Here is a 25,198-nt window from a genome sequence, read left to right on the forward strand (position 1 = left end):
GACATAGGATCCACGTCATGGCAGGTCGCAGCACTCCCCGGGGGATCGGCAGCCCCGGCCCCGGCGACGGCGAAGGCGGCGACGCCCCCCGCCGGGACACCCGGGGCATCGTGCAGGCCCCCGGTCTGCTGGCGCGGGTCGACTTCCGGCGCAGGCTCCCGGCCGAACCGCTGCGCCGCTGGATCGAGCACTACTGGCTGATCGACTGGAATCTGGAGCAGCCCCACGTCGCCCGGGTCGTACCGCACCCGTGCGTCAACCTCGTCCTCGAACGGCGCGGCCCGGCGGATGCGGCGCCGGCCACGGGGCTGGTGTCCGGGGCGGACACCGGCGTGTTCAGCACCGAACTGGACTCCGTCGGACGGGTTGTCGGGGTGCAGTTCCGGCCCGGCGGGTTCCGGCCCTTCCTGACCGCGCCATGCTCTCTCGCGCGGTTCACCGGTGGAGGGCTCGCGCTCGACGAGGCATTCGGCCCGGAGGGGGCCGCGCTGCCGGCCCGGGTGTTGGATCCGGACCGGGAGGGAGAGCGGGTGGCCGCGCTCGACGCCTTCCTGCTGTCCCTGCGCCCCGCCGCCGACCCGGCGGCCGAACAGGCCATGGCCTTGGCGCACCGGGTGCGCACGGACCGCTCGGTGCTGCGGGTCGAGCACCTCGCCGCAGCCGGGGGCTGCTCGGTGCGGAGCCTCCAGCGGCTGTTCGCGACGTACATCGGAGTCACTCCGAAGTGGACGATCCTGCGGTACCGGGTCCACGAGGCGATGGAGCGCGCCACCGATCCCGGGACGGACTGGGCCCGGCTCGCCGCCGAGCTCGGCTACAGCGACCAGTCCCATCTCATCCGGGATTTCACCGCGGCGGTGGGCGTCTCTCCCGCGGCGTACGCCCGCGCGGCGGCGGAGCCGCGCCCTCCGGACGCCCCTGCCCCGGAGGACCGGGGCCGAGAGGACGGCGGACGAGAGGACGGCGGCTCGGGGCCCGGGCACGCGTGACCCGGTGCCGGAGGGCGGAACCGGCTTCGCTGACCGGAACTCGGCCGGGGCGGCTCAGACCGCGCCGGTCTCCAGCAGCTTCCAGCCCGCCGCCCCCGCACCGATCAGCCCGGCGTCGGTACCGGTGGCGGCGGGGGCGAGTGCGAGGTCCTGGACGTAGGGCAGGGTCGCGTACCGCTCGAGTTCCTTACGCAGCGGGGTGAAGAGCACCTCGCCCGCGCGGGCGACGCCGCCGCCGACGACCGCGATCTCGACCTCGACGAGGGTGGCGGTGGCGGCGATGGCGGCCGCCAGGGCGCGGGCGGCCCGTTCGAAGGCCGCTCTCGCGGTCGGGTCTCCCGCGCGAGCGGCGGCGGCCACGCCCGCAGCGGTGGCGTCCTGGTCGGGTCCGGGACGCCAGCCCTCCTCCAGGGCGCGGCGCGCGATGTTGGTGCCGCTGGCGACGGTCTCGACACAGCCGTAGGAGCCGCAGGGGCACAGGACGCCGTCCATCTCGACGCTGATGTGCCCGATATGGCCGGCGTTCCCGGTGGGCCCCGGGTGGAGGGCCCCTCCCAGGATCAGGCCCCCGCCGACGCCCGTGGAGACCACCATGCACAGAGCGTCGGAGTGGCCCTTGGCGGCGCCCTGCCAGTGTTCGGCCGCGGCGATCGCCGGGCCGTCGCCGATGAGCGCGACGGGGAGGCCACCCGCCCGGTCGCGGACGCCGGAGACGAGCGGGTGGGCACGCCAGGCGGGGATGTTGACCGGGCTGACGGTACCGGCCTTGGCGTCCACGGGGCCCGCGCTGCCGATGCCGACCGCGCCGACGCGGTACCAGTGCGGGGTTGCGATCAGTTCGCCGAGCACCTCGTCCACGGTCGCGGCCATCCGCTCGGCGCTCTCCTGCGCGGGGGTGGGCCGCTGGGTGCGGGCCAGGAGCCCGCCACCGCTGTCCACCAGAGCACCCGCGATCTTGGTGCCGCCGATGTCGAGCGCGGCGACGAGGTCGTTGGGCATGGGCGGTCGGCTCCTGCGCGTGCGGGGGCGGGCCCGCACGGTGCGCGGGGCGGACCGCACAAGTCTTGCAAGACTTCCGTGATCTGACAACGTTGTCCAGATCTGCCGCGCCCCGCCGTTATGCTGCTCCGTACCGCGATCGACGAGCGATCGACGAACGGTACCCGCAGCACGGCACACCCCTCGCCGGACCGCACCCACCGCTTCCCTTCCGCACCGCGCCGCCCTCCGCTCCCCAGGACAAGGACAGCACTCGTGGCCGCCGACGCCTCCGACCCCACCCACCCCCCGCTCCCCTCGAGCCCCCGCGCCGCAGGGGCACGCAGCGTCGGGCGCCGGCTCCCGGGCCGGCCGACGATGAAAGACGTCGCCGCCCAGGCGGGTGTCGGCCTCAAGACCGTCTCACGGGTCGTCAACGGCGAGGCGGGAGTCTCCCAGGACACCGAGCAGCGGGTGCAGGAGGCCATCACCTCGCTCGGGTTCCGCCGCAACGACAGTGCCCGCGTGCTGCGCAAGGGGACCACGGCCAGCATCGGCCTGGTGCTGGAGGACCTCGCCGACCCGTTCTACTCCCCGCTCAGCCGGGCGGTGGAGGAGGTCGCCCGCGCGCACGGCGCGCTGCTGATCAACGGGTCCAGCGCGGAGGACCCGGAACGGGAACAGGAACTCGCGCTGGCACTGTGCGCCCGCCGCGTCGACGGTCTGGTGATCATCCCGGCCAGTGGCGATCACCGCTATCTGGCCCCCGAGATCGCCGCGGGCGTCGCCACCGTCTTCGTCGACCGGCCCCCCGGGCGGATAGCCGCTGACCTGGTGCTCTCCGACAACTTCGAGGGCGCCCGCGAGGGCGTCGCCCATCTGATCGCCCACGGGCACCGGCGGATCGGGTACATCGGCGACCGGCCCGGAATCCACACCGCGGAGGAGCGGCTGCGCGGCTACCGGGCCGCGATGGCCGAGGCAGGATTGCCGGTGGCGCAGTCCTGGGTGGCACCCGGCGGCACGGACGCCGAGCGGGTACGTGCCGACGCGGTGCGGATGCTGGCGGGCGGCCGCGACAGCGAGCCGGTGACCGCGTTCTTCTCGGGCAACAACCGGGTGACGGTCACGCTCGTGCGGGTGCTGGCCGCGCCCGAGCGACGGGAGCGACCGGTGGCGCTGGTGGGATTCGACGACTTCGAGCTGGCCGATCTGCTCTCGCCGCCGGTCACGGTCGTCGCGCAGGACCCGGCCGATCTCGGCCGCAGCGCGGCCGAGCTGCTCTTCAGGCGGCTGGACGGCGCCGACGACGAACCGCGTACGGTCTCGCGCCCGACGACGCTGATCGCCCGGGGCTCGGGCGAGATCCCGCCGAGCGGCTGACGGCGCCGCCGGGCGGGAACGGCGGCGCGTCGGCCCCCGGGAGCTCGCGGCGCGGCTCCGGCACTCGCCGGCGCCGCTCCTTCCGCGGTACGGACAGGGCCGCCGGGGCGCCCAACTCCCGTGCTTAAGTGGGTACATGGCTGATACGACCCCGGAAGGGGCACCCTCGGCGGACTCCGCGACGGCGTCCGCCATCCCGTCGGCTCCCGCGGTGCTCACCACGGCGCCCGGCTACCAGGTGCGGCGCCTGTATCAGGCGCATCTCGCGGGGTGGTTGCGGACGGTCGGCCCGACACTGACCGGACCGCAGTTCGCCGTCCTGACGACGGTGGGGGCCAGCCCCGGGTGCGATCAGAGTTCGCTGGCCGCCGCCGTCGCCCTGGACACCTCCACCATGGCGGACCTGGCCCGGCGTCTGGAGGACCGCGGGCTGCTGGAGCGGCGGACCGCGGCGGCGGACGGCCGTCGCAAACTGCTCTTCCTCACGGCGGAGGGTGAAAAGGCGCTCCGCGAGGCCGACGAACGGGCGCGGGAGCTCAACGAGCGGCTCCTGGCCCCCTACGAGCCCGCGGACCGCGAGCGGCTGCTGCGCGAGCTGACGGCGCTGGCCGACGACTGGGAACGGCTGAGCACCGAGAGCTGATCGAGCGCAGGCTCCGCAGGGCCGGCGACGGAGCGCCCTGCGCCGCCCGACGGCACCGCACAACCGCAGCCGGGCCATCCGGGCCGGGCCGCGGAGGCCGCCCGAGAATCCTTCTCCGGCGGCGCGGCAGCGCCCACCGGGCCCGGGCGGCCGCGCGAGACCTGGGCGGCCGCCCGGAGAGCGGACGGGCTCAGCGGCCCGCGAGGCGGTCGAGCCCGGAGCGGTCGAGGCCGGAGACCGCGGTGACTTCGGCCGCGTCGAGCGCGCCGCAGTCGAGGCCGCGCAGCAGGTAGCCGCTGAGCGCGCGGGCGGTCGCCGGCTCGTCCATCACCTCGCCCCCGGTCTGCCCGACATAGGCGGCCAGCCGTTCGCCGGCCCGCCGCATGCCCTCGCGGTAGAAGGTGTAGACGGCGGCGTAGCGGGTGGGCAGGTGGCCGGGGTGCATGTCCCAACCCTGGTAGTAGGCCCGCGACAGCGAGCGCCTGACCAGGGAGTGGTGCAGGCGCCAGGCGTCGTGGACCTGCTCCCGGCCGCCGGTGGGGATGACGTTGGTGGAACCGTCGGAGAGTCGGACCCCGGTTCCCGCGGCGGCGACCTGCATGACGGCCTTGGCGTGGTCGGCCGCGGGGTGGTCCATGGCCTGGTAGGCGGCGGAGACTCCGCACGAGGCGCTGTAGTCGAAGGTGCCGTAGTGCAGCGAGGTGGCGCGGCCCTCTGCTGCGTCGATCAGCCGGGCGACGGTGGCCCGCCCGTCGGCCCCGAGGATCGACTGCGTGGTCTCGATCTGGATCTCGAATCCGATCCGGCCCGGCGCCAGCCCGCGGGCCTTCTCGAACTCCTCGCACAGCCGGACCATCGCGGTGACCTGCTCGGGGTAGGTCACCTTGGGCAGGGTCAGCACCAGCCCGCCGGGCAGTCCGCCCGCCTCCATGAGGCCGGTCAGGAAGAGGTCGAGGGTGCGGATGCCGCGGTCGCGGACGGCTGCCTCCATGCACTTCATCCGGATGCCCGCGAAGGCGGGAGCGGGCCCCGGGGCGTCTTCGGCGAAGGCATCGGCGATCAGTTCGGCGGCCCGGACGGCAGCGGCGTCCTCCTCGTCGTCGGGCCGGGCACCGTAGCCGTCCTCGAAGTCGATGCGCAGGTCCTCCACGGGCTCCCGGCGCAGCTTGTCCAGGATCCGCGTGTGGACCGGCCCGGCCAGCGCCTCGTCCATGCCGAGGACCCGGGCGAGGGATGCGGCGTCCGGCGCGTGTGCGTCGAGCAGCGCCCGGGCGGTTTCGCCCCATTCCCGTACGGTGCCGGGCGTAACGGTGTCGGCGGGGACATAGACGGTGTGCACCGGCTGCCGGGTGCTCGGCTCCCCCGGGTAGCGGCGGGCGAGTTCGGCGTCCACCGGCTCCAGCAGCCGGGACACCCCTTCCAGTACGCCGCTGCCCAAGCTGGTCCCGACGGTCCGGCCCTGCGCCATCTGTACTCCCTCTCCCGCACTCCGACCCGACATCAACAAAACGTTGAAGTTGGTGTGGTGACGCTAATGGCGGCCTGACCAGCCAGTCAAGGGCTTCCCGGGAGCGGGCGCAGCGGAGCCGCCGGGGAGGGCGGGGATCGGCTCGAACCATGGTTTCCGGTCGTCGTGAAACACGATGATCAGGCCATCCGGGCGGAACGAGCGCCCGGGGCGGGGTTGTCATCGCAGGCCGCAGCAGCCGGAAGGCGTCACTTTGCGCCACTGATTCAATGCGCAACGTTACCGAAACGGCAGGGGTCGATGTGCTTTGTTCACGCGGACTCGGCAAACTCACTTTCGCCGATAGATCCGGCACTTACCCCATAGCGGAAGGAAGCACACAATGCGGAAGACCGCACCCTGGCGCACCGCCCTCACCACGGCGGCTGCTGTCACGGGCGCCGTCAGCGCCCTCGCGCTCACGGCAGCACCCGCCGAGGCCGCGCCTGCCAAGGCCACCTCGCTGTACGCCCCCTCGGTCCTGGTGCTCACCATCGCGGACGGCGAGAGCGCCGCGACCACGGCGCCCCAGCGTGCCGTCACCCTGAACTGCATGCCGGCCCCGTCCGGCAGCCACCCCGCCGCGCAGGACGCCTGCGCCCGACTGCGGGCCTCCGGCGGCGACTTCGACGCCCTGACGGAGGGCGGCGAGCAGACCTTCTGCACCAAGGAATGGCGGCCCGTCGTGGTGACCGCCCAGGGCGTGTGGCAGGGCGAGCGCGTGAACTACGAGCGCACCTTCGCCAACGCCTGCCAGAAGCGGGTCGAGGGCAGCTCCGTCTTCGCCTTCTGACCGACGCCCCGGAAGCCGCCGACGGAGCCCACCCGGCCCCCGGAGGCGGCACGGGATGAACGCACTGAGCCCCGCACCGGACCGGTGCGGGGCTCAGCCGTCGAGCAGCCGGGGAGAACGTTAACGTCAGCCCTTGCGAGCCTTGATCTCCTCGGTGAGCTGGGGGACGACCTGGAAGAGGTCACCGACGACGCCGTAGTCGACCAGGTCGAAGATCGGGGCCTCGGAGTCCTTGTTGATGGCCACGATCGTCTTCGAGGTCTGCATACCGGCGCGGTGCTGGATCGCACCGGAGATGCCGGTGGCGATGTAGAGCTGCGGCGAGACGCTCTTGCCGGTCTGACCCACCTGATGGGAGTGCGGGTACCAGCCGGCGTCGACCGCGGCGCGGGAGGCGCCCACCGCGGCGCCCAGCGCGTCGGCCAGGCCCTCGATCAGCGGGAAGTTCTCGGCGCCGTTGAGGCCGCGGCCGCCGGAGACCACGATCGCGGCCTCGGTCAACTCGGGGCGGCCGGTGGACTCGCGCGGGGTGCGCGAGGTGACCTTGGTGCCGGTGGCGGAGTCGCCGAAGCCGACCGCCAGTTCCTCGACCGCGCCTGCGGCGGGCGCCGCCTCCGGGGTGGCCGAGTTGGGCTTCACGGTGATGACCGGAGTGCCCTTGGTGATCCGGGACTTGGTGGTGAAGGCGGCCGCGAAGACCGACTGGGTGGCCACCGGGCCCTCGCCACCTGCCTCCAGGTCGACCGCGTCGGTGACGATGCCGGAGCCGAGGCGGACCGCGAGTCGCGCCGCGATCTCCTTGCCCTCCGCGGAGGAGGGCACCAGCACGGCGGCGGGCGAGACGGCATCGTGGGCCGCCTGCAGCGCGTCCACCTTGGGGACGACGAGGTAGTCGGCGAACTCGGACGCGTCGGCGGCCAGTACCCGGGTGGCGCCGTACTCACCGAGCGTCTTGGCGGCTTCCGCGGCGTTCGGGCCGAGGTGCACGGCGACCGGCTCGCCCAGTCGGCGGGCGAGGGTCAGCAGTTCGAGGGTGGGCTTGCGGACGGCGCCGTCCACGTGGTCGACGTAGACAAGGACTTCAGCCATGGGGTGCTCTCCTGCGGAAGATCAGTGGGAGGTCGATGGGACGAGAGTGCGGCCGGTTCCGGGCGGAGCCGCCGCGGCGGCCGGGCCGTCTCAGACGAACTTGCGCTCCGCGAGGAACGCGGCGAGCTGCTTGCCGCCCTCGCCCTCGTCGTCGACGACGGTGCCCGCGGCACGCGGGGGGCGCTCGGCCACGTCCTCGACCTTGGTCCAGGCGCCTTCCAGACCGACCTCTTCGGCCTCGATGTCCAGGTCGTCGAGGTCCAGCGACTCGACGGGCTTCTTCTTGGCGGCCATGATCCCCTTGAAGGAGGGGTAGCGGGCCTCGCCGGACTGGTCGGTGACGGAGGCGACCGCCGGAAGCGGGGCCTCGAGCTGCTCGGTGGCGGTGTCGCCGTCGCGGCGCCCGGTCACCTTGCCGTCCGCCACGGAGACCTCGGACAGCAGCGTCACCTGCGGCACGCCCAGCCGCTCGGCCAGCATGGCCGGCAGCACGCCCATCGTGCCGTCGGTGGAGGCCATGCCGCAGACGACCAGGTCGTAGCCGGTCTTCTCGATGGCCTTGGCCAGGACGTAGGAGGTGCCCAGCGCGTCGGTGCCGTGCAGGTCGTCGTCCTCGACGTGCACGGCCTTGTCCGCGCCCATGGACAGCGCCTTGCGCAGGGCGTCCTTGGCGTCCTCCGGGCCCACGGTGAGCACCGTGATCTCCGCGTCGTCGACCCCGTCCGAGTCGGCGATCTGCAAGGCCTGCTCGACCGCGTACTCGTCCAGCTCGGAGAGCAGCCCGTCGACCGACTCGCGGTCGGTGGTCCGGTCCTCCGCGAAGTGCCGGTCACCGGTGGCGTCGGGCACGTACTTCACACAGACAACGATCCTCAAGCTCACGCCGGCTCTCCTACTGCTTCGACTCACGGGTTCCGGTCCGGTGGGACCGGGCGTCCGTCCACAATATTACTCGTCAGTACATCCAGCACGTTCCCCGTTCTCAAGACCGCCGAACTGTGACGTTGCCAACCGTCGCCGACGGGGAGCGGGAACAGCCCAACTCCATCACGCGGGACGGTGCGAAGCGAGTGCCCCGGGGCAGGATCTCGATCACTCCGGACCCGCGGCAGCCGGGGACGCGCCGACAGCGGCGCCCAGCGCCGCGATGACGTCCGCCTTGCGCGGCTGCCCCGTCGCCCGTCTGACGATCCGCCCCCCGGCGTCGAGGACGAACACCGTGGGCGTACCGGCCACCTCCAGCTCACGCACGAGCGCCAGGTGCTCCTCGGCGTCGACCTCGAGGTGGGCGACGCCCTCGACCATGGCGGCCACCTCGGCCAGCGTACGGCGGGTGGCACGGCAGGGCTGGCAGAAGGCGCTGGAGAACTGCACCAGAGTGGCCCGCTCCCCCAGCCGCGCACCGGCACCGAGCAGCTCGGGGCTCAACCGCTCCACCCGCTCCACCACGAAGACCTCCATTCCTGTGATTCCTTCGATTCCCGCGATTACCGCGTGCATACGGACAAGTCTGCCGCGAGGGTAGCCAGGAGCAATGCTTTGGGGAACGATCTGCCGGAGTCGGAAGTTACGCCCCCGTAAGTACCGGCCTCCCGAGACGAAGGGTTACCCCGACGTGGCAGATCTCCTCTACCCGCCGGTGATCGGTGCGGCACGAGCGTGGTTCAAAGCTCTCGACCTGCGCTTCGACATCCGCGGCACCGAACATGTGCCCTCCCGCGGCGGCGCCGTACTGGTGAGCAACCACATCAGCTATCTGGACTTCCTCTTCACCGGTCTCGCGGCACGCCCCGCCAAGCGGCTGGTGCGCTTCATGGCCAAGGAGTCGGTCTTCCGGCACAAGGTCTCCGGACCGCTGATGCGCGCGATGAAGCACATACCGGTGGACCGCTCGCGGGGCGAGCACGCGTACGAGCACGCGCTGCAGGCGCTGCGGTCCGGCGAGGTCGTGGGCGTCTTCCCGGAGGCGACCATCTCCCCTTCCTTCACCCTGAAGGACTTCAAGAGCGGTGCGGCCCGGCTGGCACAGGATGCCCGGGTACCGCTCGTCCCGATGGCACTGTGGGGCACCCAGCGGCTGTGGACCAAGGGACACAAGCGGGACTTCGGCCGCAACCACATCCCCGTCGGCATCCGCGTCGGCGAGCCCATCGAGGCGGACCCGCACGAGTCGGTGCGCGGCGTCACCGAGCGGCTGCGCGAGCGGATGCAGGAGCTGCTGGAGACGGCGCAGCGCGCCTACCCGGCCACGCCCCGGACGCCGGACGACACCTGGTGGCTGCCGGCCCACCTCGGCGGCAGCGCGCCCACCCCCGCGCAGGCCCGCGCGCAGTGACCGGGTGGTGACCGGCCCACCGGCGCTGCCCGATGCCGGCGACGGCGGGCCGGACGCCGGCTGAATCCGGACCCGGGGAACGGCTCCGGACAGGCGCGCAACACCACATGATCCGCGCCACCGGTGGCCGCCATGGGGGCGCCCGCATGCGGCGCCCGGCTACGGCGTCCGTGCGGACGGGCCGGACCGCGAGGCGGCCTCCCCCGCCCTGCCGGCCTCGCCGCTCGGCGCGGGGCCGGCGGACGCGGCCGCGGACGCGTCGGCCGGCGCGGGGCGCTTCGAGCGGATCTGCCGGGCCCGGTCGAGGAGGATGAGCGGCACGGCGGCCGCGGCGAGGGCGGCCCCGATCAGGCAGACCGACGTGAGAGCGGCACCCCGGGCGAGTGCGGCGGCCGCGAGGACGGGAGTGATGCTGATGCCCAGTTGGAAGGCCGAGACGGTGGCGGCCCCGGCGAGGGTCGGCGCCTCGGCCGCGATGGCGAAGACCCGTCCGTAGAGAGCCGGGTTCAGGACGAACGCGGCGATGCCGGCCAGGAAGACCGTGGGCACCACCGCCCACACCCGGTGGATCGCGGCGACCGTCACGACCGACAGGAGCACGGTCGCCGATGCGCCGGTGAGGAGCGCGAGGTGCGGGCGCCGGTCGGAGACGCGGCCACCGACGGACAGGCCGACGAAGGCTCCGAGCCCGAACAGGGCGAGGACCCCCGGGACGGCGGCCTCGGAGAGGGCGGTGATGCCCTCCAGCATCGCGGCCAGGTAGTTGAACGTGATCATGTAGGCCGCCGTGGTGAGGATCGTGATCCCGTAGATGCCCCACAGCGCCGGTCTCCGCATCGTGGCGAGCTCACGCGGCACGCTCGGCCCCGTGGACCGGCCGGTGCGCACAGCGGCGGCGGGGAGTCCGGACAGGCAGCCGAGGATTCCCGCAGCCGTCAGCACCACGACGGCCCAGAAGCCGCCGCGCCACTCGGTGAAGTGGCTCAGCAGCGTGCCCGCCGGACCGCCGGCGACCATGGCCACACTCAGCCCGCTGACCACGACTCCGGAGGCGCGGGCGTTGCGGTCCGGCGTCACCAGGCTGATCGCGGTGGCCGACGCGACGGCGAAGTACCCCGCGTAGGCGATGCCCGAGATCACCCTGGTGATCAGCAACACCCGGTAGTCGCCCAGCAGTCCGACGGCGACGCAGCCGGCGAAGACGCCCTGGGTCACCACCAGCACGGTACGGCGGGGCCAGTGCAGGCTGAGCACGGCGAACGGCGGCCCGCCGACCACCACACCGAGCGCGAACGCGGTGATCAGGAACCCGGCCGAGGAGAGCGTGATGTCCAGGTCCTCGGCCACCGCCGGCAGCACGCCGGCCATCAGGAACTCCGCGCTTCCCATCGCGAACAGGCTGAAGCCCAGCAGGTACACGCCGAAGGGCAGCCTGCCGGCGCCGCCGGTGCGGGAGGTCTCCACCGCGCCCGCCATCAGAGCGCACCTCCCGGGGCCGACTGCTCGCCCCGGACCGCGGCGGACAACTCCCGTTCGAGGAGCCAGGCGCTCATGCTGACGGCGGCGGTCGAGCCCGCCCCCGCGGCGGCGACGACCTGCGCGCGGGGGGTGACCACGTTCCCGGCCGCCCAGACCCCGGGGACGTCCGTGGCACCCTGCCCGTCGTCGACGACGAGTCCGCTCACCGGATCCCTGGCCGCGCCCAGCGTGACCAGGATCGCGTCGTGCGGCGCGGGGCGGGGTGCCACGAAGACGGCCTCGCACACGAGGGACTCGCCGCTCTCCAGCTCGATCGCGACCGCGTCCCCCTCGCCCGTACCGGCGGGTGCCCCGACCCGCGTGACGCGCCCGTCGACCAGGCGCACCCCGTACGCCGTGAGCCGCTGCCGCTCGGCGGCACCGACCTCGACACCGTTGACGCAGAACGTCACCGTCGGGCTGTAGCGGCGCAGCAGCGCGGCCAGATGTATCGACACCGCCCCCATGGGGCTGCCGAGCACGGCGAGGGAACGTCCCCGTACTTCGTAGCCGTGGCAGTGCGGGCAGTGGTGCACCTGGGATGCCCACCGCTCGGACAGTCCGGGGATGCCGGGCAGCTCGTCGGTCAGCCCGGTGGCGACCAGCACCGACCGGGTACGCACCGCGTGCCCGTCCCCGAGCCGCAGCCCGAACGTGCCGTCCGGGGCGCGCCGCGCCCCGGCCACCGAGGCCCGCAGGAGCGTCCCCCCGTACCGGCCGAACTCGCTCTGCCCGATCGCGACGAACTCCCTCGGTGCCATGCCGTCCCAGGTGGGATACCCATGCATATGGTCGGCGGGCCCGTTGCGGGGAGCACCGCCGTCGACGACCAGCGTCGCGAACCGCGCCCGTGCGAGCACTGTCCCGGCCGCCACACCGGCGGCCCCGCCTCCGATGACGACGGCATCCCATGTACGTCCTGCAGCGGTTGCTGCGTCCATTGCGGATCACCTCCACCGCCAGGGTCGGGAGGGCGTTCCACTTTCGACAAAGTCTCTTGCCGATTCCGGGACACATTGGTTTGACTGCGGCCATGGACCAGCAACCGAGCGTCGGTGCCGTGCTCGAGCAGATCGCTCCCCGGCTGCGACGCGCCCGCCAGAAGAAGGGCGTCAGCCTGGCCGACCTGGCGCGCGCCACCGGCATCTCGACGAGCACGCTCTCGCGGCTGGAGTCCGCGCAGCGCAAGCCGAGCCTCGAACTGCTCCTGCCGATCACCGGTGCGCTCGGTATCCCGCTCGACGAGGTCGTGGCAGCGCCCCGGATACTCGACCCGCGGGTGCCGCAGCAGCCCACCAAGAAGGACGGCCGGGTGCTGATCCCGCTGTCACGGCAGCAGGGAGAACCCCGCGCCTACAAGATGACCATCCCCGCGCACGACGCTCAGCCCCATCTGCGGACCCACGCGGGCCACGAGTGGCTCTACGTGCTCCGCGGGCAGCTCCGCGTCCGGCTGGGCGACCAGGATTTCGTCGCGGGAGCGGGCGAAGCGGCCGAGTTCGACTGCCGGATTCCGCACTGGTTCGGCGCCGCCGGACGCGGGGACGTCGAAGTGCTCAGCCTCTTCGGAAAGCAGGGGGAACGCATCCACCTCCGTACCCCGCGCCGCTGACGGGAGTCCCGTCGTGCGTCCGCCCGGACGGCGCTCGCAGGGCTCGTAGGGGCCTTGTAGGGCTCTCGTAGGGGTAAGTCGCCGGCAGGAGACCGCGGGCGGACCGGCGGCGGACGCCCGCGGCTTCCTCCCGGCGGGGGCCCGCCCCGCCGGGGCTAGATGTTCTGTCTCGGGAGGTTGTGGACGGGTGATGCAGGTCTCGGCTGAGGGATCTTGAACGGGTGAGGGCCTTCCGGGTTCGGTGTGGATTGCGACGTCTACACCGACCAGAAAGGCCCTCGTGCCCCACCGTAATGCACCCCTGACCGAGACCGGACGTCTGCGTCTGGCCCGTTGCGTGGTCGAGGACGGCTGGCCGCTCCGGCGGGCTGCCGAACGCTTCCAGGTCTCGCCGACCACGGCTCAGCGGTGGGCTGAGCGCTACCGGCTGCTGGGCGAGGCCGGGATGACCGACCGCTCCTCGCGTCCCCGTCACAGCCCGCGGCGGACGCCGACACGGACCGAGCGAAGGATCATCAAGGTCCGCCTCCTGCGCCGGTGGGGCCCGGCCCGCATCGCGCACCTGCTGGACCTCGTGCCCCAGACCGTGCACCGCGTGCTGACGCGGTTCGGGCTGGCCCGGCTGACCCATCTGGACCGTGCGACCGGCCGCGTCATACGCCGCTACGAACGCGAACATCCCGGCGAGCTCGTCCACGTCGACATCAAGAAACTGGGCAACATCCCCGACGGCGGCGGCCACAAGGTCCTCGGCCGCCAGGCCGGCCGCAAGACCCGCAAGAACGCCGGCTACAGCTACATCCACACCGCCGTCGACGACCACTCCCGCCTCGCCTACAGCGAGATCCACACCGACGAGAAGAAGGACACGGCCACCGGCTTCTGGGCCCGGGCACACGCCTACTTCACCAGCGTCGGCATCACCGTCGAACGCGTCCTGACCGACAACGGCGCCTGCTACAAGTCCCACACCTGGCGCGACACACTGGCAGCGGCCGGGATCACCCACAAGCGAACCCGGCCCTACCGGCCCCAGACCAACGGCAAGGTCGAACGCCTCAACCGCACCCTGCTCGACGAATGGGCCTACGCCCGCCCCTACCGGTCAGAACAGGAACGACGCGACGCGTTCCCGCAGTGGCTGCACACCTACAATCACCACCGCGGACACACCGCACTCGCAGGCAAACCACCCGCCAGCCGCGTCCCCAACCTCACAGAGCAATACAGCTAGAGCGCCGTGTCCAGCAACTGCCACAGCCGCGCCGGACCCGTGGCCTGCCGCAACGCCCGCACCACCACCGGGTGCGGTGCGGCGTAGAGCACGGGATAGTCGCACTCCCCCTTCTCCGGCCACGCCTGGAAGGCGAGCTGTTCGCGGTCCAGCCTGAACTGGGCGTTCACTCCCGGCTTGTTGCCCCGCGCGTCCTGCCGCACCCAGTGCCGCGAGCCCGGGAGCCGCACCGCGATCAGCCCGTGGAGAACGTTCAGCTTCTGGTAGCAGAACCCTGCGGGGACGCCCTCGGCACGCAGCAGGGCGACCAGGGCGTGGGACTTGGCGTGGCAGACGCCGATCCGCTGGGCGAGCACGTCCGAGGCCCGCCAGGTGATCCGCCAGTCCTCGACGTCGGCGGAGTGCGGGATGATGTCGCGGACGAATTCGTAGGCGGCTCTGGCGTACGCGGCCGCATCGCCGCCGGTGCCGGAACTCAGTCGCGCCGCCGTCTCCCGCACGAGGGGATGGGTGTGGTCGACGACGTCGTCGGCAGCGAGGTAGGCGGACTCGTCAGCAGTGACGGGGGTGAGCTTCATGCCGCGCCAGCGTACGGCGCGGCCCGCCGCAACTCAATACAATTACGGCAGGCCGCATAAGTATTCAAGCAGGCGGAGAATCCGGTGTTCTAGCGCCCCAGCTCCTCGCGGAGCGCGGCGAGGAAGCCGTCCACATCCTGCTGGGTGGTGTCGAACGAGCACATCCAGCGCACCTCGCCCACCGCCTCGTCCCAGAAGTAGAAGCGGTACCGCTTCTGCAGACGTTCGCTCACCTCGTGCGGCAGCCGGGCGAAGACGGCGTTCGCCTGCACCGGGTAGCGGATCTCCACCCCCGCCACCTCGCGCACACCCGCCGCCAGGCGCTGGGCCATCGCGTTGGAGTGCCGTGCGTTGCGCAGCCACAGGTCGCCCGAGAGCAGGGCTTCCAACTGCACCGATATGAAGCGCATCTTGGAGGCGAGCTGCATCGACAGCTTGCGCAGATGCTTCATATGGCGGACCGCGTCCGGATTCAGCACCACGACGGCCTCGCCGAAGAGCATGCCGTTCTTGGTGCCGCCGAAGGAGAGGATGTCCACGCCCGCCGCGTTCGTGAACGCGCGCATCGGGACGTCCAGCGCGGCCGCCGCGTTGGCGATCCGTGCCCCGTCGAGGTGGACGAGCATGCCCCGCTCGTGTGCGTGGTCGCACAGGGCACGGATCTCCTCCACGGTGTAGAGCGTGCCCAGTTCGGTGTTCTGGGCGAAGGAGACCACCTGCGGCATGGCCCGGTGCTCGTCGTCCCAGCCGAATGCCTCCCGGTCGATCAGCTCGGGCGTCAGCTTGCCGTCCTGCGTCGGTACGGTGAGCAGCTTGAGGCCGCCGACCCGCTCCGGCGCCCCGCACTCGTCGACGTGGATGTGCGCGGTGTCGGCGCAGATCACCGCACCCCACCGGTCGGTCACCGCCTGCAGCGCGACGACGTTGGCGCCGGTCCCGTTGAAGACCGGGAACGCCTCGGCCCGCTGCCCGAAGTGACTGCGTACCACGCTCTGGAGGTGCTCGGTGTAGTCGTCGGCGCCGTAGGCCGACTGGTGTCCGCCGTTGGCCAGCGCCAGTGCCGCGAGGATCTCGGGGTGCGCGCCCGCGTAGTTGTCGCTGGCGAAACCCCGGATCTTGGGGTCGTGACGGCGCTTGGCGTCGGTGCCCGGCGACTCCCCGGGGCGGCCGGATCGGTTCAGGGGTTGGGCGTCAGCCACAGGCGGGTTCCGTTCAGCTCTTCGGCGGGCTCGTTCCAGGTGTCGGCGACGGCCTTCGCAAGGTCTTCGACATCCGTGAAGCCCGCGAACTTCGCGTTCGGCCGGTCGGCCCGCATCTGGTCGTGCACCAGCGCCTTGACCACCAGGATGACAGCGGCCGCCGACGGCCCGCTCTCGCCCCCGGCCTTGCGGAAGGAGTCGCCGAGCGCCAGCGTCCACGCCTCGGCCGCGGCCTTGGAGGCGGCGTAGGCGGCGTTGCCGGCGGTCGGCTTGCTGGCACCCAGCGCGCTGATCAGCAGGAACCGGCCGTCACCCGCGCGCTTGAGCGCACCTTCGAAGGCCAGGGAGGTGTGCTGGAGGGTGCGCACGAGCAGGTTGTGCAGGGTGTCCCAGTCGGACAGGTCGGTCTCGGCGAACGAGGCCGAGCCGCGCCAACCCCCGACCAGGTGCACCAAACCGTCGATCCGGCCGAACTCCTTCTCCGTCTTGTCCGCCCAGGCCCGGGTCTCCTCCAGGCTGAGCAGGTTGACGGTGTCGCCCGTGACGGTGGCTCCCCCGTGCGCGAAGCGCGCGGCGTCCACGGCCTGGGCGAGGCGCTCCGCGTCCGCGTCGCAGGCGACGACGGTGGCGCCCTCTTCCGCGAGCCGCAGCAGCGTCGCCTGCCCGGCGGGACCGGCCGCCCCGGCGACCGCGACCACCCGGCCCCGGAGGCTGCCCTCGCCGTTCCCCTCGTACCCGCGCCGTGTCGTGCTGTCCGTCATCTCCGTCGCCTCCTCGTGCTCCTGCCCACCGCTGCGCCGCTGGGGCGACCCGCTCACGCGGCGGCCCGGACCGGGCCGTGCGCGGTGATGCCCTCGGTCGATGCGATCACACTGCGGAGCTTCTTCGCGAGGGCTTCGTAGAACATGCTGAGCGGAAACTCGTCGGGCAGCACCTCGTCGACCAGCTTGCGCGGCGGAAGGGTCAGATCCAGCGCGTCGGGACCCTTGGCCCAGGTGGAGCCGGGGTGCGGAGCCAGGTAGCGGGAGACCAGCTCGTACGCCTTGAACCAGTGGACGATCTTGGGCCGGTCGATACCGGCGCGGTAGAGCTCCTCGATCTCCTCGCGCAGCGCGACGGTGGTCCGGCGGGCGAGGTCCCAGTCGATGGACAGCTTGTTGTCCCGCCAGCGCAGCGCGTCGTGCTGGTGGAGGTAGGCGAACAGGAGCTGCCCGCCGAGGCCGTCGTAGTTGCGCTTGCGCGCTCCGGTGACCGGGAAGCGGAAGAGCCGCTCCAGGATGACCGCGTACTGCACGTCCCGGCCCTGCGGCAGCCCGTCGCCCTCGAGCTTGACCGCCTCGTGGAAGGCGGTCAGGTCGCAGCGCAGCTCCTCCAGGCCGTACATCCAGAACGGCTGCCGCTGCTTGATCATGAACGGGTCGAACGGCAGGTCCCCGTGGCTGTGGGTGCGGTCGTGCACCATGTCCCACAGGACGAAGGTCTGCTGGCAGCGCTCCTGGTCGGCCAGCAGGCCGCGGGCGTCCTCGGGCAGCTCCAGGCTGGTGACCTCACAGGCCGCCTCGACGACACGGCGGAAGCGGGCCGCCTCGCGGTCGCAGAAGATGCCGCCCCAGGTGAAGCGCTCGGGCGCCTCGCGGACGGCGATGGTCTCCGGGAAGAGGACGGCGGAGTGCGTGTCGTAACCCGCGGTGAAGTCCTCGAAGGTGATGCCGCAGAAGAGCGGGTTGTCGTAGCGGGTGCGCTCCAGTTCGGCCAGCCAGTCGGGCCAGACCATGCGCAGGACGACCGCCTCCAGGTTCCGGTCCGGGTTGCCGTTCTGCGTGTACATGGGAAAGACGACCAGGTGCTGGAGGCCGTCGGCGCGGTCGGCCGCGGGCTGGAAGGCGAGCAGCGAGTCGAGGAAGTCGGGCACGCCGAAGCCGTCGTCGGCCCAGCGGCGCAGGTCGGCCACGAGGGCGCGGTGGTAGTCGGCGTCGTGCGGCAGGAGCGGGGAGAGCTCCTGCACGGCGGCCACCACCCGGTCCAGCTCGGCCCGGACGTCCGCACGGTCGGGAGCGCCCTCGGCATCGAAGTCGATCGAGCCGTCCTTGGACTGGGCGGGCCGGACAGCCTCCACGGCGGCCTTGAGAACCGACCAGGCGGGGTGCGCGGCCACACTTTCGGCAGCTCCGCCCGAGGACGGCGAAACACCGCCTGGTGCGGGCGCGGGCGAAAGAATTTCCGTCATGTTGACCCCTCCACAGGAGAAACTCGCGTAAGAGAACCGTATCCGGGTGGGCGTCCGCACTCAAGGGGAGGATCCAGGAGAATATCCTGTACGAACCCAGGGTAGGCCGTTATTTTTCCGGCGTAGCGCCGGTGACGCCGCCGCCTTTCCCAGTTCCCCCCCCCCCCCGCCCTGCGCAGTATGCGGACCGCAGCCAACCCCCTGCCCGCGCCGGTGGCCGCGGCGGGCGAGCTGCGCCGGGCACCCGACGCGCGGACCTGCGGACATGACCTAGGGTGGCGGCCACCGCCGTCCCCGCCGAAAGCGAGAGCGCCGTGCCACTGCTGACCGTCGGACACCGCGGGGTGATGGGCGTCGAGCCCGAGAACACGCTGCGCTCCTTCGTACGCGCCGAACGCGAGGGGCTCGACGTCCTCGAACTCGATCTGCATCTGAGCAGCGACGGCGCGCTGGTGGTGATGCACGACGCGGACGTGGACCGCACCACCGACGGCAGCGGGCCGATCGGCGGCTTCACCCTGGCCGAGCTGCGCCGGCTGAACGCGGGGCGGGGCGAGCGGGTGCCGGTCTTCGACGAGGTCGTGGACGCGGTGTCCAGCCCGCTGCAGGCCGAGATCAAGGACCGGGCCGCGGCACGGGTGCTCGCCGAGACGATCAGCAAGCGGGATCTGCACGACCGGGTGACCGTCATCTCCTTCCACGCCGAGGCGTTGCGCGAGACCCGCGCGCACCTGCCGCAGATCCCGCTGGTGCTGGTGGCCGGGCGCTCCTCGCCGACGGCCCCGGAGCGCGCCCGGGAGCTGGGCGCGGGGATGGTCTCGCTGGAGCTGCGGCACCTGGAGCCGGACATCGTCGAGCGGGCGCATGCCGCCGGGATCCAGGTCATCAGCTGGACGGTCAACACCGAGGCGGAACTGGCCCGCGCCCGGGAGCTGAGGCTGGACGGCGTCGTCACCGACCTGCCCGCGATCGGACAGGCGGCCCGGCGCCCGCCCGGCCCCGGACCGCACGGGGATCCGGCGTCCGAGGGCGCCGTCTCCTGACCTCGCGTCCTGCCGGGTGCGCGCCGGTCCCGGCCCGCCGGGGCCGCGGCCGCGCGCGGATTCACCCCAGCGGCTTGACCAGCAGCTCGAAGGCCAGGTCGGGCCGTTGCGGCAGCCCGAAGCGCTCGTCTCCGTAGGGGAAGGGGCTCAGCTCGCCGGTGCGCCGGTAGCCGCGCCGCTCGTACCAGGCGATCAGTTCCTCGCGCTGCCGGATCACCTGCATCCGCATCCGCTCGGCGCCCCACTCGGCGCGGACCGTCCGCTCCGCCTCGGCCAGGACCGCGCGGCCGACGCCACCCCCCTGCAGCAGCGGGCTGACGGCGAACATGCCGAAGTACGCCTCCGCACCACGGTGTTCGAGCTGGCAGCAGGCGACGAGAGCACCCTCCCGCTCGACGGCCAGCAGGATGCTCTTCGCGTCGCGGACGACCGCGGCGACACCCTCCGGGTCGGTGCGCTGCCCCTCGAGCAGGTCGGCCTCGGTGGTCCAGCCCGCCCGGCTCGCCTCACCCCGGTAGGCGGACTCCACGAGCGCGGTCAGAGCCGGGATGTCCGCCTCGGCGGCGCGCCGGAAGTTCAGGGGCAGCTCGCCCTGCTGTGCGGTGTCGCTCATGTCTGCCGACTCTATCCGGAGCACCGGGGAACTAGAGTGCGGGCATGGTGCATGCACTGAGCAGCCGGGTCCTGCTGCGGCCCACCGACCCGGACAGGTCGCGGGCCTTCTACGGGCGGACGCTCGGCCTGGAGATCGCCCGTGAGTTCGGCACCGGACCGGAGCGGGGCACCGTCTACTTCCTGGGCGGCGGCTTTCTGGAGGTCTCCGGGCGCAGCGCTGAGCCGCCCTCCCCCGCCCTCCGGCTCTGGCTCCAGGTCGCCGACGCGGCCGCGACGCACGAGGAGCTGCGCGCGGCGGGCGCGGAGATCCTGCGCCCGCCCGTCCAGGAGCCCTGGGGCCTGATCGAGATGTGGATCGCCGACCCGGACGGCCACCGGCTGGTCCTGGTGCAGATCCCGGCCGACCACCCGCTGCGCTACCGGCCCGGCATCTGAGCCCTCAGGAGCGGCGGGTCGGTCCGGTGGACGGCAGCAGCCCGGCGAGCACCGCGACGCCCTCGGCGACGGCCGAGGGGGTGGCCGCGGCGTAGCCCAGGACGAGGCCGGGGCGGCCGGGGCGCTGGGTGTGCCAGGACAGCGGCTGGGTCTTGACACCGTGCGCGAGGGCACGGGAGGCGAGCGCGGTGTCGTCGACACCGGCCGGGAAGGTGACGGTCAGATGCAGCCCCGCCGCGGCACCGTGCACGCGGGCCTGGGGCAGGTGGGTCCGGAAAGCCGCGATCATCGCGTCGCGACGGGCCCGGTGGCGGCGCCGGACGAGCCGCAGATGGCGTTCGAGTGCTCCCGACTCCATCAGCCTGGCGAGTGCGAGCTGCGGCAGGACGGCGTTGCCGAGGTCGGCGAAGCGTTTGGCGTCGGTCAGCGCCGCGCGGTGGTGGGCGGGCGCCAGCAGCCAGCCGACCCGGAGCGCGGGTGCCAGGAGTTTGGAGACGCTGCCCAGGTAGCAGACCCGCTCCGGCGCCAGCGCACCGAGCGCGGCCACCGGAGCCCGGTCGTAGCGGTGTTCGGCGTCGTAGTCGTCCTCGACGACCAGGCCGCCTTCGCCCGCCCAGCGGACCAGTTCACGCCGCCGCTCGCCGCCGAGCACCACGCCGGTGGGGAACTGGTGCGCAGGCGTCAGCAGGACGGCGGACACCCCGGAGGCGCGGAGCGCGTCGACGCGTACGCCGTCGCCGTCCACGGGAACGGGCGGGGTCTCCAGCCCCCAGCTGTGCAGATGCTGACGCGCCCCGAGGGAGGAGGGATCCTCGACGGCGAGCCGGCCGACGCCTTCGGCCCGCAGCACCTGCGCCACCAGACCGAGGGCCTGCGCGGTACCGGCGACGATGATGATCTCCTCGGGCGCGGCCGCGATACCGCGGTTGACGCGCAGCCACCCGGCGACCGCGCGGCGCAGTTCCGGGGCGCCGCGCGGGTCCCCGTACCCGAGGGTGCCGGCGGCCGCCTCGGCCAGCGCCGCTCGCTCGGCGCGCAGCCAGGCGGTACGGGGGAACGCCGCGAGGTCGGGGAGCCCCGGCGACAGATCGATCCGCGCCGGCGCGGCGCGGAAGGTGTCGAAGACGTCGGCCCGCGGCGAGGTGTCGAACATCCCGGCAACCGGGCGGGGCCCGGTGGTCCCGGCGGGGCCGCGCGCGCCGTTCAGCGGAGTGGCGGCCACCACCGTGCCCGAGCGGCCGCGGCCCACCACATGTCCGTCCTCGACCAACCGGCGGTAGGACTCGGTCACCACGCCGCGCGAGACCTTCAGGTCGGCGGCCAGCACTCGGGTTGCCGGCAGCCGGCTGCCGGTGGGCAGTCGGCCGTCGGCGATGGCACGTCTGATCTGTCCGACCAGCCAGTCGGACAGGCCGCCGCGCGGGGCCTCGTCGACGCTGAGCTGGAGGAAATCGGAGGCCGCCGGTGTGCCGCCGGCGTTTCCGGCCGCGGACTCCCCGGCCTCATCGGTCCTGTCGACCGGAGATCCTTTGGCTCTGTTCACCGGCCCATTGTGCCGGAAGGGTCGAGGCATGGAGTTTCTGCTGACCGCACTCGTCGTCGTACTGACCCCGGGCACAGGGGTGCTGTTCACCGTCGCCGCCGGGCTCACGCACGGCAGACAGACCAGCCTGGTGGCGGCCCTGGGCTGCACACTCGGCATCCTGCCGCAGGCGCTGGCGACGCTCTGCGGCCTGGCCGCACTGCTGCACACCAGTGCGGCGGCCTTCCAGGTCCTCAAGTACGCGGGCGCGGCCTATCTGCTGTGGATGGCGTGGGGCGCACTGCGGGACACCAGCACGCTGAGCGCACCGGACGAGCCGGGGAGCGCTCCGCACTCGGCGTCCCGGGTGATCGGGTCGGCCGTTCTGCTCAACTGCCTCAACCCGAAGCTGACGCTGTTCTTCCTGGCCTTCCTGCCGCAGTTCGTCCGGCAGGACGACCCGCACCCGGCGTGGCGCATGGCGGAACTCAGCGGCGTGTTCATGCTGCTGACGCTGCTGGTCTTCGCCGGCTACGGGCTGGCGGCCGCGGCCATGCGCGACCACGTCATCTCCCGGCCCCGGGTGGTCCGGTGGCTGCGCCGGTCGTTCGCCGGGGCGTTCGCCGCGCTCGGCGCCCGCCTCGCCTTCTTCTGACCGTCTCCCGCGGTCGGTCTCCGTACCACGGCCGGGGCCCGGGCCCACCTCTCCCACCGCTCCTCCGCGGGCCGGAACGGCGGCGGGTCAGCGGATCGGCATACCCGCGAGGGTGCGGGCGATGACCAGGCGCTGGATCTCGCTGGTGCCCTCGAAGATGGAATAGATGGCCGCGTCCCGGTGCATCCGCTCGACCGGGTACTCGCGGGTGTAGCCGTTGCCCCCGAGGAGCTGGACGGCCTGCGCCGTCACCTTCTTGGCCGTCTCGCTGGCGAACAGTTTGGACATGGAGCCCTCGGCGGACTCGAACCTGCGGCCCGTCACCCCCATCCAGGACGCGCGCCACACCAGAAGCCGGGCGGCGTCGATGCCGGTGCGCATGTCGGCGAGCTGGAAGGCGACGCCCTGGTTGTCGATGATCGGGCGGCCGAACTGCTCGCGTGTCCTGGCGTAGTCGAGCGCGACCTCGTAGGCGGCGCGCGCGGTGCCGACCGCCATGGCGCCGACGGCGGGTCGGGACGCCTCGAAGGTGGCCATGGCCGCGTTCTTGACCCGCTCGCCGCCGCCCTTCCCGGCCCGCTCGCGGGCGCGGGCGAGGCGCTCGTCGAGCTTCTCCTTGCCGCCGAGGAGGCAATGGCCGGGCACCCGGACGCCGTCGAGGACGACTTCGGCGGTGTGCGAGGCGCGGATGCCGTGCTTCTTGAACTTCTGGCCCTGCGAGAGTCCCGGGGTGCCGGGCGGGACGATGAAGGAGGCGTGCCCCTTGGATCCGAGGTCGGGGTCGACGCTGGCGACCACCACGTGGACGTTGGCGATGCCGCCGTTGGTCGCCCAGGTCTTGGTGCCGTCGAGCACCCACTCGTCGGTGGCCTCGTCGTACTTCGCGCGGGTGCGCATGGCGGCCACGTCCGACCCCGCGTCCGGCTCGGACGAGCAGAAGGCGGCGACCTTCACGTCCGCGGCGTCGCCGTACATCTGCGGCACCCAGGTTCCGATCTGCTCCTCGGTGCCGTTGGCGAGCACGCCGACCGCGGCGAGACCGGTGCCCACGATGGAGAGCGCGATGCCCGCGTCGCCCCAGAACAGCTCCTCCATCGCCATCGGGATGCCGAGGCCGGTGGGGTCGAAGTACTGCTGGGCGTAGAAGTCGAGCGAGTAGAGGCCGATCTTGGCCGCCTCCTGGATGATCGGCCAGGGGGTCTCCTCGCGCTCGTCCCACTCGGCGGCCGCGGGACGCATCACGTCGGCGGCGAATCCGTGGAGCCAGTCGCGGACTTCCTTCTGGTCGTCGTTGAGATCCAGGGCGAACTCGGTCTCGGCCATCGTCGGGGTCCTCCGCCTGTAGAGGTTAGTTACCATCGGTAATCCGCAGTCTGTTACCCGCGAGTAGGACCTGTCAACTCCGGCTCACCACCGCGTCCGTGCACGTGAGGGTGTTACGTTTCGGCGCGGCAGGAGCAGCGAACAGGGGCGGGGATGAGCACCATGGGGACTACACCGACAGACCGGACCGACCGGTCCGACCGGGCCCCCCGGACAGAGCACACCGGGCAGCGCCGCCGGGAGCTGCTGGAGGCCGCCGAGCGGGTCGTGCTCCGCGAAGGCCCCGGAGCTTCCATGAACGCGATCGCCGCCGAGGCGGGCATCACCAAGCCCATCCTCTACCGGCACTTCGGCGACAAGGGCGGCCTCTACCGCGCGCTCGCCTCCCGGCACACCGAAGCACTGCTGACCTCGCTGCGGGCCGCGCTCGACGCGCCCCGGGAGCGGCGCGAGCGCGTCGAGGCGACCCTGGACACCTATCTGGCCGCCATCGAGGCACACCCCCAGGTCTACCGGTTCCTGATGCATCCGGCCGAGGGGAGCTCATCCGGCGGCGAGCGAGGGTTCGACGTGGGCCAGCACTCGGCCCCGCTGCTACGGCAACTGGGCGAGGAACTGGGCGAGGTGATCGCCGAGCGGCTCGACCTGGGCCCGGAGAGCGAGCAAGTGGCCCGGGTATGGGGGCACGGCATCGTCGGCATGATGCACGCAGCCGGGGACTGGTGGCTGCGCGAGAAGCCCTGCGATCGGGCCCTGCTGGTGCGGCACCTGGCCGATCTGCTGTGGGGGAGGCTGGCCGCGGCGGGCGACCGGGTGGGAAGCGCCCGGTTCTGACGGCACCCACACGGCCCCGCTCCGGGACCGCCTGTGCGACGGCCGTCAGCCGCGGGCCGGTTCCTCCCGGTCCTGCGGAGCCGGAAGCGACCAGGGCGCCCTGCGCACCGCCCGCAGCGCCCGGCGCCGGGCCGGCCCGGTGAGCCGCTCGGTGTAGACGCGGCCCTCCAGGTGGTCGCACTCGTGCTGGAGGCAGCGCGCGAAGTAGCCGGTCCCCTCGATCCGCACCGGAGCCCCGGTCAGGTCCTCGCCCTCGACGACCGCCAGGTCGGCGCGCGGCGTGCGGGCCTCGAGGCCGGGCAGCGAGAGGCAGCCCTCGGGGCCGCGCACGGTCACTCCCCCGACGCGCACCAGCCGCGGATTGACCACATGGCCCCGGTGGCGCCGGTCCTCGTCGTCGGGGCAGTCGTAGACGAACACCCGCAGCGGCACCCCGATCTGGCAGGCGGCCAGCCCGACTCCGCGGGCCGCGTACATCGACGCGTACAGGTCCTCGACCAGCGCGGGCAGCGACCGGCGGGCGTCCCCGTCCACCGGACGGCCGGGGGTGTGCAGCACCGGGTCGCCGTAGGTGCGCAGCGGACGCACCGCACCCGTACTGCCGGGAATGAGGCCGCGTCGCATGCCCGCCAGCCTACGCCGGAGCCCGCGGTGCCGATCTTCCCAGGGTGGCGCGGTCAGGGGTG

At 72.8% G+C, this 25,198-nt stretch carries 26 protein-coding genes; 11 read left to right on the forward strand and 15 right to left on the reverse strand.

The annotated features are described in order from the left end of the window. The first annotated feature begins 17 nt into the window (after positions 1 to 17). A complete protein-coding gene (locus P2424_RS01905; RefSeq protein WP_276474065.1) occupies positions 18 to 989 on the forward strand; it encodes an AraC family transcriptional regulator in 972 nt (323 codons plus the stop codon). A gap of 54 nt (positions 990 to 1,043) precedes the next feature. Here the strand turns inward: P2424_RS01905 and P2424_RS01910 are convergent, their stop codons facing one another. Next, positions 1,044 to 1,988 carry an ROK family protein gene (locus P2424_RS01910; protein WP_276474066.1) on the reverse strand — a complete coding sequence of 315 codons (945 nt, stop codon included), beginning with the start codon at positions 1,986 to 1,988 and terminating at the stop codon, positions 1,044 to 1,046. 357 nt (positions 1,989 to 2,345) lie between these two features. On the opposite strand from P2424_RS01910, the gene P2424_RS01915 reads away from it, so the two are divergent. Further along, positions 2,346 to 3,350 carry a LacI family DNA-binding transcriptional regulator gene (locus P2424_RS01915; RefSeq protein ID WP_276478783.1) on the forward strand — a complete coding sequence of 335 codons (1,005 nt, stop codon included), beginning with the start codon at positions 2,346 to 2,348 and terminating at the stop codon, positions 3,348 to 3,350. A 136-nt stretch (positions 3,351 to 3,486) separates the two neighbouring features. Beyond that, on the forward strand, positions 3,487 to 3,993 hold the full coding sequence (locus P2424_RS01920; protein ID WP_276474067.1) for a MarR family winged helix-turn-helix transcriptional regulator: 507 nt from the start codon (positions 3,487 to 3,489) through the stop codon (positions 3,991 to 3,993). A 190-nt stretch (positions 3,994 to 4,183) separates the two neighbouring features. Here the strand turns inward: P2424_RS01920 and P2424_RS01925 are convergent, their stop codons facing one another. Continuing rightward, positions 4,184 to 5,461 (reverse strand): aldolase/citrate lyase family protein, encoded by a 1,278-nt coding sequence (locus tag P2424_RS01925; protein WP_276474068.1) that lies wholly within the window; start codon positions 5,459 to 5,461, stop codon positions 4,184 to 4,186. Positions 5,462 to 5,843: 382 nt separating this feature from the next. On the opposite strand from P2424_RS01925, the gene P2424_RS01930 reads away from it, so the two are divergent. Continuing rightward, positions 5,844 to 6,293, forward strand: coding sequence for a subtilase-type protease inhibitor (locus tag P2424_RS01930; RefSeq protein ID WP_276474069.1), 450 nt, complete (start codon positions 5,844 to 5,846; stop codon positions 6,291 to 6,293). Between the two features lie 126 nt (positions 6,294 to 6,419). On the opposite strand, the gene P2424_RS01935 is transcribed toward P2424_RS01930, so the two are convergent. The 3 genes from P2424_RS01935 to P2424_RS01945 form a co-directional block, all read right to left on the reverse strand. Beyond that, positions 6,420 to 7,382: an electron transfer flavoprotein subunit alpha/FixB family protein gene (locus P2424_RS01935; protein ID WP_276474070.1), complete on the reverse strand. Its 963-nt coding sequence runs from the start codon at positions 7,380 to 7,382 to the stop codon at positions 6,420 to 6,422. 90 nt (positions 7,383 to 7,472) lie between these two features. Then, entirely contained in the window at positions 7,473 to 8,264 is a 792-nt protein-coding gene (locus P2424_RS01940; RefSeq protein ID WP_074999672.1) for an electron transfer flavoprotein subunit beta/FixA family protein, read from the reverse strand. Between the two features lie 210 nt (positions 8,265 to 8,474). Next, positions 8,475 to 8,843, reverse strand: a complete 369-nt coding sequence (locus tag P2424_RS01945; RefSeq protein WP_276478784.1) for a thioredoxin family protein — start codon at positions 8,841 to 8,843, stop codon at positions 8,475 to 8,477. 154 nt (positions 8,844 to 8,997) lie between these two features. Between P2424_RS01945 and P2424_RS01950 the strand changes: the two genes are divergently transcribed. Continuing rightward, positions 8,998 to 9,717 carry a lysophospholipid acyltransferase family protein gene (locus tag P2424_RS01950; protein ID WP_276474071.1) on the forward strand — a complete coding sequence of 240 codons (720 nt, stop codon included), beginning with the start codon at positions 8,998 to 9,000 and terminating at the stop codon, positions 9,715 to 9,717. A gap of 159 nt (positions 9,718 to 9,876) precedes the next feature. Here P2424_RS01950 and P2424_RS01955 read toward each other — a convergent pair whose 3' ends face one another. Continuing rightward, positions 9,877 to 11,193, reverse strand: coding sequence for an MFS transporter (locus P2424_RS01955; RefSeq protein WP_276474072.1), 1,317 nt, complete (start codon positions 11,191 to 11,193; stop codon positions 9,877 to 9,879). Further along, positions 11,193 to 12,176, reverse strand: a complete 984-nt coding sequence (locus tag P2424_RS01960) for an NAD(P)/FAD-dependent oxidoreductase (RefSeq protein WP_276474073.1) — start codon at positions 12,174 to 12,176, stop codon at positions 11,193 to 11,195. The genes P2424_RS01955 and P2424_RS01960 overlap by 1 nt, the downstream gene beginning before the upstream one ends. A gap of 92 nt (positions 12,177 to 12,268) precedes the next feature. On the opposite strand from P2424_RS01960, the gene P2424_RS01965 reads away from it, so the two are divergent. Together P2424_RS01965 and P2424_RS01970 are read left to right on the forward strand one after the other, a co-directional pair. After that, on the forward strand, positions 12,269 to 12,847 hold the full coding sequence (locus tag P2424_RS01965) for an XRE family transcriptional regulator (protein WP_276474074.1): 579 nt from the start codon (positions 12,269 to 12,271) through the stop codon (positions 12,845 to 12,847). 280 nt (positions 12,848 to 13,127) lie between these two features. Then, positions 13,128 to 14,081 (forward strand): IS481 family transposase, encoded by a 954-nt coding sequence (locus P2424_RS01970; protein ID WP_276474075.1) that lies wholly within the window; start codon positions 13,128 to 13,130, stop codon positions 14,079 to 14,081. Here P2424_RS01970 and P2424_RS01975 read toward each other — a convergent pair. From P2424_RS01975 to P2424_RS01990, 4 genes are all read right to left on the reverse strand, one after another. After that, the gene (locus P2424_RS01975) at positions 14,078 to 14,659 is read right to left on the reverse strand and encodes a transglutaminase family protein (RefSeq protein ID WP_276474076.1); all 582 of its coding nucleotides are present in this window, start codon (positions 14,657 to 14,659) and stop codon (positions 14,078 to 14,080) included. The two genes, P2424_RS01970 and P2424_RS01975, sit on opposite strands and share 4 nt — an antisense overlap. An 89-nt stretch (positions 14,660 to 14,748) precedes the next feature. Further along, positions 14,749 to 15,858, reverse strand: coding sequence for a low specificity L-threonine aldolase (locus P2424_RS01980; protein WP_276474077.1), 1,110 nt, complete (start codon positions 15,856 to 15,858; stop codon positions 14,749 to 14,751). Beyond that, positions 15,837 to 16,619 (reverse strand): SDR family NAD(P)-dependent oxidoreductase, encoded by a 783-nt coding sequence (locus tag P2424_RS01985; protein WP_276474078.1) that lies wholly within the window; start codon positions 16,617 to 16,619, stop codon positions 15,837 to 15,839. Before P2424_RS01985 ends, P2424_RS01980 begins: the two co-directional genes overlap by 22 nt. A 53-nt stretch (positions 16,620 to 16,672) precedes the next feature. Continuing rightward, positions 16,673 to 18,085 carry a DUF6421 family protein gene (locus P2424_RS01990; RefSeq protein WP_276474079.1) on the reverse strand — a complete coding sequence of 471 codons (1,413 nt, stop codon included), beginning with the start codon at positions 18,083 to 18,085 and terminating at the stop codon, positions 16,673 to 16,675. A 314-nt stretch (positions 18,086 to 18,399) separates the two neighbouring features. Between P2424_RS01990 and P2424_RS01995 the strand changes: the two genes are divergently transcribed. Beyond that, positions 18,400 to 19,128, forward strand: a complete 729-nt coding sequence (locus P2424_RS01995; RefSeq protein ID WP_276478785.1) for a glycerophosphodiester phosphodiesterase family protein — start codon at positions 18,400 to 18,402, stop codon at positions 19,126 to 19,128. 61 nt (positions 19,129 to 19,189) lie between these two features. Here the strand turns inward: P2424_RS01995 and P2424_RS02000 are convergent, their stop codons facing one another. Then, on the reverse strand, positions 19,190 to 19,741 hold the full coding sequence (locus P2424_RS02000) for an N-acetyltransferase (RefSeq protein ID WP_276474080.1): 552 nt from the start codon (positions 19,739 to 19,741) through the stop codon (positions 19,190 to 19,192). A gap of 44 nt (positions 19,742 to 19,785) precedes the next feature. Between P2424_RS02000 and P2424_RS02005 the strand changes: the two genes are divergently transcribed. Next, entirely contained in the window at positions 19,786 to 20,178 is a 393-nt protein-coding gene (locus P2424_RS02005) for a VOC family protein (RefSeq protein WP_276474081.1), read from the forward strand. 4 nt (positions 20,179 to 20,182) lie between these two features. On the opposite strand, the gene P2424_RS02010 is transcribed toward P2424_RS02005, so the two are convergent. Next, entirely contained in the window at positions 20,183 to 21,721 is a 1,539-nt protein-coding gene (locus P2424_RS02010) for a PLP-dependent aminotransferase family protein (protein ID WP_276474082.1), read from the reverse strand. Between the two features lie 28 nt (positions 21,722 to 21,749). Between P2424_RS02010 and P2424_RS02015 the strand changes: the two genes are divergently transcribed. Continuing rightward, positions 21,750 to 22,355, forward strand: coding sequence for a LysE family translocator (locus P2424_RS02015; protein ID WP_276474083.1), 606 nt, complete (start codon positions 21,750 to 21,752; stop codon positions 22,353 to 22,355). Positions 22,356 to 22,442: 87 nt separating this feature from the next. On the opposite strand, the gene P2424_RS02020 is transcribed toward P2424_RS02015, so the two are convergent. Then, positions 22,443 to 23,678 carry an acyl-CoA dehydrogenase family protein gene (locus P2424_RS02020; RefSeq protein WP_276474084.1) on the reverse strand — a complete coding sequence of 412 codons (1,236 nt, stop codon included), beginning with the start codon at positions 23,676 to 23,678 and terminating at the stop codon, positions 22,443 to 22,445. A 162-nt stretch (positions 23,679 to 23,840) separates the two neighbouring features. Between P2424_RS02020 and P2424_RS02025 the strand changes: the two genes are divergently transcribed. Further along, complete coding sequence (locus tag P2424_RS02025) at positions 23,841 to 24,512, forward strand: TetR family transcriptional regulator (RefSeq protein WP_276474085.1); 672 nt, start codon at positions 23,841 to 23,843, stop codon at positions 24,510 to 24,512. A gap of 45 nt (positions 24,513 to 24,557) precedes the next feature. Here P2424_RS02025 and def read toward each other — a convergent pair whose 3' ends face one another. Next, positions 24,558 to 25,136, reverse strand: coding sequence for a peptide deformylase (def, locus tag P2424_RS02030; RefSeq protein ID WP_276474086.1), 579 nt, complete (start codon positions 25,134 to 25,136; stop codon positions 24,558 to 24,560). Positions 25,137 to 25,198: the final 62 nt, after the last annotated feature.

It is taken from the genome of Streptomyces sp. WMMB303, assembly GCF_029351045.1.
Taxonomy (GTDB): domain Bacteria; phylum Actinomycetota; class Actinomycetes; order Streptomycetales; family Streptomycetaceae; genus Streptomyces.